A 10,290-nucleotide genomic window follows, 5' to 3' on the forward strand; every position below is an offset into this window, starting at 1 on the left:
GACGTCGACGCCACGGCCCGCTGAGCCGTGGCGCCGATTCCCTACTGGCGGCTGTCCAGCTTCTACCTGTTCTATTTCGCCTTGCTGGGTTCGACAGCGCCGTTTCTGGCGCTGTATTTCGATCACCTGGGGTTTTCCAGCGCGCGCATCGGCGAGTTGGTGGCCATCCCCATGCTGATGCGCTGCGTGGCACCGAACCTGTGGGGCTGGTTGGGCGATCGCAGCGGCCAGCGCCTGCTGATCGTGCGTCTGGGGGCCTTGTGCACCCTGGCCAGCTTCTCGTTGATCTTCGTGGCCAAGAGCTACGCCTGGCTGGCGCTGGTAATGGCCCTGCACGCGTTCTTCTGGCATGCGGTACTGCCGCAGTTCGAGGTCATCACCCTGGCCCACCTGCAAGGTCAGACTGCGCGCTACAGCCAGGTGCGGCTGTGGGGGTCGATCGGTTTCATCCTCACCGTGGTGGCCCTGGGGCGATTGTTCGAATGGTTGAGCCTGGACATCTACCCGGTGGCGCTGGTGGCGATCATGGCTGGCATCGTGCTGGCCAGCCTGTGGGTGCCCAATGCCCAGCCGCCAGGCCAGCACGAGCGCAGCGGTGGTGGCGGCTTTCTCAGGCAACTGGCCAGCCCTGGCGTGGCCGCGTTCTACGTGTGCGTGGCATTGATGCAATTGAGTCACGGCCCGTATTACACCTTTCTCACCCTGCATCTGGAGCGCCTGGGCTATGCCCGCGGCACCATCGGCATGTTGTGGGCGCTGGGGGTGGTGGCCGAGGTGCTGATGTTCCTGGCCATGAGCTGGATCCTGGCGCGGTTCTCGTTGCGTCGGGTGCTGTTGGCGAGCCTCTTACTGGCGGCCTTGCGCTGGTGGCTGCTGGGGACCTTTGCCGAGTATCCGGGCGTGCTGCTGTTCGCCCAGTTGCTGCACGCCGCCACATTCGGCAGTTTTCACGCGGCCGCCATCGCCTTCGTGCAGCGTAGCTTCGGCGCCCGCCAGCAGGGCCAGGGGCAGGCGCTGTATGCGGCCCTGGCGGGTACCGGCGGTGCGCTGGGTGCCCTGTACTCGGGCTACAGCTGGAACGCCCTGGGCGCCACCATCACCTTTAGTATTGCCAGCGTCGCGGCGCTGGTCGCAGCCGTTATCATTGCGTTTCGAATGACAGAGGAAAAGGCCCCATGAGCAGCCTGAGCGTGTTTCACCAGTCCACCCCGGACATTCCCAACAAGGTGCTGACCCACCTTGAAGACATCGCCGCGACACTGGCCGAGCAGGGAATAAGGTTCGAGCGCTGGACGGCGCAGTCGCCTGTGCAGGCCGATGCTGGCCAGGCCGGTGTGCTGGCCGCCTACCAGGCGCAGATCGACCGGCTGCAACACGAAGGCGGTTACCGCGCCGTCGACGTGATCAGCGCCAGTGGCGATCCGATGAGCGAACTGCTGGACGAGCATGTGTATTCGGATGACCTGGTGCGTTTCTTCGCAGCCGGGCGCAGCCTGGTCAGCGTGCGGGCAGGGGAGTACGTGCATGCGGTGGTGTGCGAGAAGGGGGATCTGATCGTGGTGCCGGCGGGGTTGCGGGTATGGATCGATGGCGGGGACAACCCGCACTTCGTTGCGGTGCGACTGTTCAATCAGCCTGAAGGGGTGGTGGCGCAGTTCACGGGGGAGAAGCTGGCCGAGCGTTACGCGCGATTGGACGATTGATCACGCCGAGGCCACTGGCTTGCAAGCCAGCGCTCACAGGAACCAAGGTGATCCTGTGGGCACTGGCTTGCCAGCAAAGGCCGCTACGCGATTCAGCGATAGGTCGGTAGTGCGAACCGCTGTTGGCTTTGCAGCATCGAGATCACCGGCAGCTCGCTGGCCTGCTCGGCCAGGTCGCGGCGGATCGCGCTGATCGCCCACGACAGTTGCTCGGCACTGTGCAACTGGCCATACGAAATCGAGCGCTTGACCTGTTTGCCGTCGGCGGCGCGCAACGTCAGCAGTACACCGCCATCAGGGCGAGCCTGGGTGGTGACGTCGTAGGCGGAAAATACCGAGGCGAATTTTTGCTGGATGAGGTCCATATCAGCTCCTGACTGTTGTGTGGCAGACATGAAGTGATAGGTGCAGCGACCGTGCCAGTTTTCCTTGATTAAAAAAAGCTTATAAAACAATGACTTAAAGTTGTCGTGCGCAATGGGTGCCGTGCATTCTGCATGGTCGTGCAATTTGCACAGTGCATTTTGCAGTGCCTTGCGGCCAATAGATTTGCTCTGTCGTCCTCATGGGATTTGCGAGGTTGACCCAAAGCCTTCCCTGACAAAGACTTGGGCTCTACCGCAGCCAGGAGGTTCCCGATGACCGACCACCCAACCCCCACCCCGATGAACGACGATGAAGCCGCAGCCTTTGCCGAAGAAGTGTTCGATCGGGCGCGCAAGGGGGACGCCGACATGCTTGGCCGTCTGCTGGAGAAGGGCCTGCCGGTCAACCTTCGCAATGGCAACGGCGACACGCTGCTGATGCTTGCCAGCTACCACGGCCACCTTGAAGCGGTGAGGGTGCTGCTTGAGCACGGCGCAGACCCGCAGATTGCCAATGACAAGGGCCAGTTGCCGATTGCCGGTGCCGCTTTCAAGGGCAACCAGGCGATGATCGAGCTGCTGGTGGAGAAGGGCGCGCTGATCGATGGAGCGTCTGCCGATGGCCGTACCGCGCTGATGCTGGCCGCGATGTTCAACCGCACCTCCATCGTCACCTACTTGCTCGGCAAGGGCGCGAACCCCAACCACCGCGACGCGCAGGGCGCCACCGCACTGGTTGCCGCGCAAACCATGGGCGCACCCGACACCGTCGCCCAGTTGCAGGCGCTGGCCGGCTAACTGCCAGGGGGCTTTTGCGGCTATCCTTGGCGACTTTTTTCGCCTCGCAGGGCCCCCGCATGAAAAACCAACTGGTCGAACTCATCGGCAAAATCAGCTCCGGCTGCCTTCCGGACGCCGAAATCGAGCGCATCGCCGATGAAGCGGCGCAGGCCTATGCCGACCCGCAGGCGTTCCTGGCGGCCAACCCCGACATCAACTACGACGACACCTTCCCGATCCCGCTGGGGGAGTGGGTGGTGATCGGCAGCCTGCCCGATACCGTGCTGTTCCAGGCCGACACCTACAGTGACCTGTTCCAGCAGATCACCGACTCGTTCGGCAAGGACGTTGCCTTCAACATCAAGCCCAAGCAACTGGTCAAGGTCGAGCCGCTCACGGCACTCAACCGCATCCAGGTGCAGATGGGCAGCATGAACAAGGAAAACGGCGGCTACACCCTGGTCAACATCAGCCAGTTGCTGGACGACGAATTGCAGATGGTGCTGGTGTACGGCAACGACGTGCCGCGGGTGCTGGAACTGTGCGCCGAGGTCGGCATCGCCGCGGCGCCTGCCCTGGAGGCGCTGCGGGTCGCGGTACACGTCTAGCCCAGCGCGGTATCCAGGAACATCATCACCGCAAAGCCGCCCATCAGGCCCAGGGTGGCCGAGGTCTGGTGGCCATTGCGGTGGGTTTCGGGGATCACCTCGTGGGATACCACGAAAATCATCGCCCCGGCCGCCAGGCCCATGCTCACCGGGTAGGCGATGGCAAAACCGGTGGAAATGCCCAGGCCGATCACTGCCCCGATCGGCTCCATCAGCCCCGAGCCGACCGCCACCAGCGCAGCCTTGAGGTTGGACAGGCCGGTGGCGCGCAACGCCAGTGCCACGGCCAGGCCTTCGGGAATGTCCTGGATGGCGATGGCGGTGGTCAGCGGCAGGCCCACGTTGAGGTCGCCGTTGGCAAAGCCCACGCCGATGGCCATGCCCTCGGGCAGGTTGTGCAGGGTGATCGCCAGCACGAACAGCCACACCCGGTTGATGCGTTCCGACTGTGGGCCGCAGGGGCCGGTGCTTTCGTGCTCATGGGGCGTGAAGCGGTCCAGGCCCAGCATCAGCAGCACCCCCAGGCCCATGCCGACCACCACGGTCAAGGCCGCGAAAGGCCCGTTGCCGGTGATTTCACGCGCAGCCTCCAGGCCCGGCAGAATCAGCGAAAACGAACTGGCGGCGAGCATCATGCCGGCGGCGAAGCCGAGCATCACATCCTGCGAGCGGGCGCTGACGTCGCGCAGCACCACCGCCAGTACCGCGCCCAGCGCCGTGGCGCCAAACCCTGCCAGGCCGCCGAGCAGGGCCATGTGCAGGTTGTCCTTGTTGTCGCCGTGCACCGCGTTCCAGGCACTGGCGACCAGCAGGCCGAGCACGGCGAGCAGGCTCAGGGCCAGGCCGGCACTGAGCCATGGGGTGGCCTGAACCTGGTGCAGCCAGGCGCTGCGCAGGGAGGTCGGGTTGGCGTTGGCGGAGCTTTGGGCGGGTGGCATGGAGGCCTCTGTGGTACGGAGTCGATCAATCGAGTGTAATCACTGCGCGGCGTGTGCGACGAGCGGTTCGCCGCTATGGGGCCGATAGCCAGCTACGCTGAAGGCAGGTTCAATCATGGGAGTATCACCATGGGGTCGACGTTCAACGGGTTGGTGGGGCTGGTCATTCTGGCGCTGGATATCTGGGCGATCATCAACGTGATCAAGAGCGGCGCCAGTGGCGGGGCCAAGGTGCTGTGGATCCTGCTGATCCTGCTGCTGCCGGTGCTGGGCCTTATCATCTGGGCGATTGCCGGGCCACGGGGCAACGTTAGGCTGTAGCGCCAGGCCAGGCACCTGCGGGCGTGGGCCTGCCCGGCGATGCGGCGGCTCAGATCAACCAGGCGCCCTCAAGCTGCAACAACTGCTGCTTGCGCTCCAGGCCACCTGAAAACCCGGTCAGGCTGCCGTCGCTGCCAATCACCCGGTGGCACGGCACGATCACCGCCACCGGGTTGGCGCCGTTGGCCGTGCCTACCGCGCGTATCGCCTTCGGCCGCCCGACGCGCTGCGCCAGTTGTGCATAGCTGGTGGTGGTGCCATACGGAATCTGCTGCAGCGCCCACCACACCGCACGTTGGAATTCGGTACCCCGTGGTGCCAGGGGTAGCTCGAAACGCTGGCGCCGACCTTCGAAATACTCGTCGAGCTGTCGCGCTACCGTATCCAGCTGCGCGCCCGCCGGCTGCCAGCTTTCGGCCAGTTGCCAGGGGTGGGCGCTGTCCATGTGCAGCAGGTGCAGACCTTGTTCATCACCGGCCAGCAGCAACTGGCCGATAGGGCTGGGGTGGTAGCGAAAGTACATGGTGAGTGGCTCCGGGCATGTCTGGCCCACACGATACCCGAACACTGAGCTATTGTTCGAGGCGCGGTTTTCAACATAATTTTCACATTCGATTGCTGACAATCCGCGCGCGAATTTCCGTTCGTCCAAGGGCCACGCAATGTCCCGGCCCTCATAAAAATCTGAACCCTAGGGATCTTCCTGTCCATGGCTAACACGGATGCCTTGAGTCATCAGCGAGCCGCTTCGCGCCCGTTGCTGCAACCAACGCTCAAATCACACCTCGCCTATACCCTGCTGTGCGGCCTGGTGATCATGCTGATGCTGAGCCTCGTGCGCCTGGCGCTGCTGCTCTACAACAGCGACATGATCGGCGACACCCCACTCTCGACCGTCGCTGAAGGCTTTCTCAACGGCCTGCGCTTCGACCTGCGCGTGGTGGTATACCTGAGCATTCCGCTGCTGCTGGCGATCCTCAGCGCTCGCGCCATGGCCGCCCGTGGCCTGTTTCGCGTATGGCTGACCCTGGCTTCCAGCGTGGTGATGTTCCTCGGCCTGATGGAGATGGACTTCTACCGCGAGTTTCACCAGCGCCTCAACGGCCTGGTGTTCCAGTATGTGAAGGAAGACCCCAAGACCGTTCTGAGCATGCTCTGGTACGGTTTTCCGGTGGTGCGCTACCTGCTGGCCTGGGCCTTTGGCACCTGGGTGCTGAGCCTGCTGTTCAAGGGCATCGACCGTCTTACCCGCCCGCGCGGCGAGTACTCCAGCAACGTCGCCGGCCTGCGCAGCGTGGCGCCCTGGTACCTGCGTGGCGCGGTATTCGTGGTGATCCTGCTGGTGGCCGTGATCGCCGCCCGTGGCACCTTGCGCCAGGGCCCGCCGATGCGTTGGGGGGACGCGTTCACTACCGACTCCAATTTCGTCAACCAGTTGGGCCTTAACGGCACCCTGACCCTGATCGACGCCGCCCACAGCCGTTTTGGCGAAGACCGCGGCAACATCTGGAAGGCTACCCTCGACCAGAGCCAGGCCCAGCAGACCGTGCGCGACATGATCCTGACCGAGCACGACCAGCTGGTGGATGCCGACAGCGCGGCGATCCGCCGTGACTTCACCCCGCCTGCGGCCAACAGCCTGCCGATCAAGAACGTCGTGGTAATCCTGATGGAGAGCTTCGCCGGCCACTCGGTGGGCGCGCTGGGCAGTACCACCAACATCACCCCGTACTTCGACAAGCTGGCCAAGGAAGGTCTGCTGTTCGACCGTTTCTTCTCCAACGGCACCCATACCCACCAGGGCATGTTCGCCACCATGGCCTGCTTCCCGAACCTGCCAGGCTTCGAATACCTGATGCAGACGCCGGAAGGCGGCCACAAGCTGTCCGGCCTGCCGGCGCTGCTCAGCGCCCGCGACTATGACGACGTGTACGTCTACAACGGCGACTTTGCCTGGGACAACCAGTCCGGGTTCTTCGGCAACCAGGGCATGACCACCTTCATCGGCCGCAATGACTTCGTCAACCCGGTATTCTCCGACCCGACGTGGGGCGTGTCCGACCAGGACATGTTCGACCGCGGCGCACAGGAGCTTGCGCACAACTATGGCAAGAAGCCGTTCTATGCCCTGCTGCAGACCCTGTCCAACCACACTCCGTATGCGTTGCCCAAGGACCTGCCGGTGCAGCCGGTGACCGACCAGGGCCGCCTGAACGAGCACCTGACCGCCATGCGCTATTCGGACTGGGCGCTGGGCCAGTTCTTCGAGAAGGCGCGCAAGGAGCCGTACTTCAAGGAAACCCTGTTCGTGATCGTCGGCGACCACGGCTTCGGCAATGCCCAGCAGGTCACCGAACTGGACCTGGGCCGCTTCAACGTGCCGCTGCTGCTGATTGCGCCGGGCATCCAGGAAAAGTTCGGTGCGGTCAGCCACACCGTGGGCACCCAGGTCGACATCGTGCCGACCATCATGGGCCGACTGGGGGGCGAAACCCGTCATCAGTGCTGGGGGCGTGACCTGCTCAACCTGCCGGCCGGCGATGAAGGCATCGGCATGATCAAGCCATCGGGCAGTGAGCAGATCGTCGGCCTGGTGCAGGGCGATCGCATTCTGATCCAGTCCAAGGACATGTCGCCGCGCATGTACCGTTACCAGCTTGGGGCCAACTTCAAGGCCGAGGTGATCGAAAGCCCGGACCAGGCACAATTGAGCCGCAAGCTGGAGTCCTACATCCAGACCGCGACCAAGAGCCTGCTGGACAACACTGCCGGCGTGACTCACAGCACGCCGCAATGACGCACGGGCTGTTGCACTGACCAGGACCCCGGCTTGCCGGGGTCTTGGCTTTTCGGGCTGTGGGTGCTCAAATCACGCGCCTCAGCAAGAGGGGCCGACAGCGGTCCCGCAAAAAGGATGTTTGCGTGCGTGTGTTCGTGTTGCTGGTTTGCCTGTGCCATTCGATCCAGGCGGTGGCTGATGCCGTATCGCCTGCGCCCCAGATGGCTCAGGAATGTGTAGGGCGCTCGCGCATTGTGGTACCGGCCAGCCTGGAGTGGCAAATGAGCGGTCTTCGCCTGGGCGAGCCGTTCGCCCGCTTCATGCCTGGTGGCGATACGTGGCAGGCCGACTATGGCGCGCCGGTGTTCTCCGGGGAATCGCACCTGGTCACCATCGATGTGAGCCCGCTCACTACCCGTGAGCTGTACGACCGCCTCAAGGATCGTCTGGTCCTGAGCCGGGCCAATGCGCAGGGCGAGTACATCATGGCCGAGCAGACACGCATCGGGAACCTGATGACCCCGTACCTAAAGGCCCAGAAGCCGAGCGAGTACTACGCCTTGAACGAACGGTACAAGGCACTAGCGCGCACCTTCGAGCGCATCGACAAGATCCCCGGTGAGCGGGCGTCGCTCGAGGCGATGATCGCCGACTTCGCGGGCAAGGGCTGGCCAGTGGACACGCTGCAGGCGCGGCTTGAGCGGCTCAACCGTGAAGACGCGGGGTACCCCGTCTCCGATCGCTTCAAGTGGCAAGTCCTGCCGGACTTTGCCCTGGAGGATGGCTATGCGGTGTACAACGAGCATGGGTTGACCGTGGTGCTGTGGCGCCAGTCGCGCGTCTACAAGCTCAACTTCGGTTACATCGAACGTGGAGTGAGCAACGAGCAGGTGCTGCAGCGGCTGGACCCGCATGTGCGCCGTGTGCTCGCCGCCTTGCGTCCCCGCGCCGCCTTCGAAGTGCCTCGGCAACCGGGTATATGCCTGCCGTTCGGCTTTCTGGCCGATGACGGCACAGCCCCCTATGTGGTGCGCGCCGCGTGGTTCGGGCGGCACCAGGAGGCGGTCCGCTACGACCTTCAGGTGGCCAGCCAGTCGCTGCGCGAGCAGTTCGAGGCCCGGCGGGCCGCCGACCTGTCGCTCGATCGCGCTGATTTCCCCGTACTTGAGCAACTGCCGGAACGCCAGTTCCGGCTGGGGCAGATGACCATCCTGCAAACCACCACGCTGACCAAGTGGTACCTCGAACACGAAACGGATCGCCGCGAAACATTCCAGCTGCGCGCAGCGCACCTGGGCGCCACGCCCGTTCCTTCGATGATCCTGCAGGTGGACCAGTTGCACAGCCGCGACGGCCTGAGCCTGAAGCTGTTGGAGACAGAAGCCGTCGAGATACTGGGGCAGGTGCAGGCCCTGCCGAACCCACCGCAAGTGGCACAGAAAAGGAAACGTACATGAAGTCGTTACACATGAGCTGGATGTGGCTGGCGTTGCTGGCAGCGCCCCTGTCGGCGCTGGGTGAGCCGGATTACCAGACGCCGCCGGGTTGGCGTACCGAGTGCATGGGGCGGGTGCAGTTCGATGTGCCCAAGGAGATTGCCTGGCACCTTGCCGGGGGCTACTGGCAAAAGCCGGACTTCGACCCCGTGCGCCCAACCATCGCCCCGGGTGGCCAGCAGATCATGTATGGCGGGGGCGTGACACCCGAGCAGACCTACCTGGTGAAGATCGAAGTCAGCCCCGTGACGGATCGCAATGTCTTCGATCGCCTGCAGCTTATCCACGGGCCTAATCGCGGTTCGGCGCAAACACGCGTGGTACGTGCGCAGATCGACGCGCTGCAAGCCCAGATCGATGCAAAAAAGGCTGACGACGAAGACTATTCCGCGTTGCTTGAACAGCATCGCGCCCTGGACGACACCATTACGCGAATCAACTGGGTGAGCACCGAGTTGTTCGTACTCAACGACATGATCCGCGAGTTCTCGGCCACGGGGCGCCCCACCGTCAAACTGGAGGCTGAACGCGCAGCTTATCTCGAGGAACAGGCCAAGTGGCCGACCGACGCATTGTTCGAGCAAGAGCGCTTTCTGGACCTGGGGATAGCAGATACGTTCGCCGACTGGGTGCCGGGTGAGATGACGGCCCATCTCTGGCGTAACCAGCGCATCTATCGCTTTGTATTTCATGCAGGGTCGGACGCTGCCGGCGTACCGGTCTCACTGGAACGTGTCGAGCCCAGGGCGCGTGCCTTGCTGGCGGCCTTTCGAACCCGCGAGCAATACGAAATCCCGCAGCAGCGCGGCTTTTGCCTGCCGTTCGGGTTCATTGCCGACGATGGCGCCCCGCATCATTCGATAACGCTGGGCTTCAACCCCGTGGGCAACCCGAACCTGCTGCACCGCCTGAGCATGGGGCGCGAGATCAGGAAAGACGCCGATTTCATGCCGAAGCTGTTGGAGCAGGTGATCTCCAGGCGGTTTCCAACGCTCGTCCAGACCGACATCTTCGGCCCGCTGCGCGTGCTTGTCGGCGCCCTCGACGGCAACCTTCGCGGTGCGCGCTACAAGGCCTATGATGCGTACCACAAGCCGGTGGATTACGAAACGTTCACGCTCGACGGCGACGCTCCGCCCACTGGATACCAGCCTGGCGTAGGGCTGACGGTGCTCGATGATCATTCCCAGCCGCAGCTTGCGTTCGAGCGCACCCGCGTCGATATGCTGCAGACCCTGAAAAGCATCCGGGCGCTGCCGGGCGGCCATCGTTTTGCGCCGCAGGCCGACTGAACAACCGC

At 63.8% G+C, this 10,290-nt stretch carries 11 protein-coding genes; 8 read left to right on the plus strand and 3 right to left on the minus strand.

Features of this window, described 5'->3' with window-relative positions; genetic code table 11:
• Positions 1 to 27: 27 nt before the first annotated feature.
• Entirely contained in the window at positions 28 to 1,179 is a 1,152-nt protein-coding gene (locus DN387_RS03200; RefSeq protein WP_054915839.1) for an MFS transporter, read from the plus strand.
• Positions 1,176 to 1,703, plus strand: coding sequence for an acireductone dioxygenase (locus DN387_RS03205; protein WP_236171913.1), 528 nt, complete (start codon positions 1,176 to 1,178; stop codon positions 1,701 to 1,703). The genes DN387_RS03200 and DN387_RS03205 overlap by 4 nt, the downstream gene beginning before the upstream one ends.
• Positions 1,704 to 1,795: 92 nt before the next feature.
• Here DN387_RS03205 and DN387_RS03210 read toward each other — a convergent pair whose 3' ends face one another.
• Complete coding sequence (locus tag DN387_RS03210; protein ID WP_043862711.1) at positions 1,796 to 2,068, minus strand: DUF3509 domain-containing protein; 273 nt, start codon at positions 2,066 to 2,068, stop codon at positions 1,796 to 1,798.
• A 273-nt stretch (positions 2,069 to 2,341) separates the two neighbouring features.
• Here DN387_RS03210 and DN387_RS03215 point away from each other — a divergent pair, with 273 nt between their 5' ends.
• Together DN387_RS03215 and DN387_RS03220 are read left to right on the plus strand one after the other, a co-directional pair.
• The gene (locus DN387_RS03215; protein WP_054915837.1) at positions 2,342 to 2,866 is read left to right on the plus strand and encodes an ankyrin repeat domain-containing protein; all 525 of its coding nucleotides are present in this window, start codon (positions 2,342 to 2,344) and stop codon (positions 2,864 to 2,866) included.
• Positions 2,867 to 2,925: 59 nt separating this feature from the next.
• On the plus strand, positions 2,926 to 3,456 hold the full coding sequence (locus DN387_RS03220; protein ID WP_043862713.1) for a hypothetical protein: 531 nt from the start codon (positions 2,926 to 2,928) through the stop codon (positions 3,454 to 3,456).
• Here the strand turns inward: DN387_RS03220 and DN387_RS03225 are convergent.
• A complete protein-coding gene (locus DN387_RS03225; RefSeq protein ID WP_043862714.1) occupies positions 3,453 to 4,394 on the minus strand; it encodes a ZIP family metal transporter in 942 nt (313 codons plus the stop codon). The genes DN387_RS03220 and DN387_RS03225 overlap by 4 nt on opposite strands.
• Positions 4,395 to 4,523: 129 nt before the next feature.
• On the opposite strand from DN387_RS03225, the gene DN387_RS03230 reads away from it, so the two are divergent.
• The gene (locus tag DN387_RS03230; RefSeq protein ID WP_043862715.1) at positions 4,524 to 4,715 is read left to right on the plus strand and encodes a PLDc N-terminal domain-containing protein; all 192 of its coding nucleotides are present in this window, start codon (positions 4,524 to 4,526) and stop codon (positions 4,713 to 4,715) included.
• Positions 4,716 to 4,764: 49 nt separating this feature from the next.
• On the opposite strand, the gene DN387_RS03235 is transcribed toward DN387_RS03230, so the two are convergent.
• The gene (locus DN387_RS03235) at positions 4,765 to 5,238 is read right to left on the minus strand and encodes a methylated-DNA--[protein]-cysteine S-methyltransferase (protein WP_054915836.1); all 474 of its coding nucleotides are present in this window, start codon (positions 5,236 to 5,238) and stop codon (positions 4,765 to 4,767) included.
• Positions 5,239 to 5,424: 186 nt separating this feature from the next.
• Here DN387_RS03235 and DN387_RS03240 point away from each other — a divergent pair, with 186 nt between their 5' ends.
• The 3 genes from DN387_RS03240 to DN387_RS03250 all read left to right on the plus strand — a co-directional run bounded on the left by DN387_RS03240 (position 5,425) and on the right by DN387_RS03250 (position 10,282).
• Positions 5,425 to 7,512: an LTA synthase family protein gene (locus DN387_RS03240; protein ID WP_043862717.1), complete on the plus strand. Its 2,088-nt coding sequence runs from the start codon at positions 5,425 to 5,427 to the stop codon at positions 7,510 to 7,512.
• 263 nt (positions 7,513 to 7,775) lie between these two features.
• Positions 7,776 to 8,951 (plus strand): hypothetical protein, encoded by a 1,176-nt coding sequence (locus DN387_RS03245; protein WP_156326235.1) that lies wholly within the window; start codon positions 7,776 to 7,778, stop codon positions 8,949 to 8,951.
• The gene (locus DN387_RS03250) at positions 8,948 to 10,282 is read left to right on the plus strand and encodes a T6SS immunity protein Tli4 family protein (RefSeq protein WP_054915834.1); all 1,335 of its coding nucleotides are present in this window, start codon (positions 8,948 to 8,950) and stop codon (positions 10,280 to 10,282) included. Before DN387_RS03245 ends, DN387_RS03250 begins: the two co-directional genes overlap by 4 nt.
• Positions 10,283 to 10,290: the final 8 nt, after the last annotated feature.

Origin of the sequence: Pseudomonas sp. FBF18 (assembly GCF_024261405.1) — a bacterium.
Lineage (GTDB): Bacteria > Pseudomonadota > Gammaproteobacteria > Pseudomonadales > Pseudomonadaceae > Aquipseudomonas > Aquipseudomonas palmensis.

What these genes read in the sequence shown, in the direction of transcription:
- DN387_RS03240 (WP_043862717.1), top strand. Translation starts at nt 5,425, where the DNA reads ATGGCTAACACGGATGCCTTGAGTCATCAGCGAGCCGCTTCGCGCCCG.
- DN387_RS03250 (WP_054915834.1), top strand. Translation starts at nt 8,948, where the DNA reads ATGAAGTCGTTACACATGAGCTGGATGTGGCTGGCGTTGCTGGCAGCG.
- DN387_RS03210 (WP_043862711.1), bottom strand. Translation starts at nt 2,068, where the DNA reads ATGGACCTCATCCAGCAAAAATTCGCCTCGGTATTTTCCGCCTACGAC.
- DN387_RS03205 (WP_236171913.1), top strand. Translation starts at nt 1,176, where the DNA reads ATGAGCAGCCTGAGCGTGTTTCACCAGTCCACCCCGGACATTCCCAAC.
- DN387_RS03225 (WP_043862714.1), bottom strand. Translation starts at nt 4,394, where the DNA reads ATGCCACCCGCCCAAAGCTCCGCCAACGCCAACCCGACCTCCCTGCGC.
- DN387_RS03245 (WP_156326235.1), top strand. Translation starts at nt 7,776, where the DNA reads ATGAGCGGTCTTCGCCTGGGCGAGCCGTTCGCCCGCTTCATGCCTGGT.
- DN387_RS03235 (WP_054915836.1), bottom strand. Translation starts at nt 5,238, where the DNA reads ATGTACTTTCGCTACCACCCCAGCCCTATCGGCCAGTTGCTGCTGGCC.
- DN387_RS03215 (WP_054915837.1), top strand. Translation starts at nt 2,342, where the DNA reads ATGACCGACCACCCAACCCCCACCCCGATGAACGACGATGAAGCCGCA.
- DN387_RS03220 (WP_043862713.1), top strand. Translation starts at nt 2,926, where the DNA reads ATGAAAAACCAACTGGTCGAACTCATCGGCAAAATCAGCTCCGGCTGC.
- DN387_RS03230 (WP_043862715.1), top strand. Translation starts at nt 4,524, where the DNA reads ATGGGGTCGACGTTCAACGGGTTGGTGGGGCTGGTCATTCTGGCGCTG.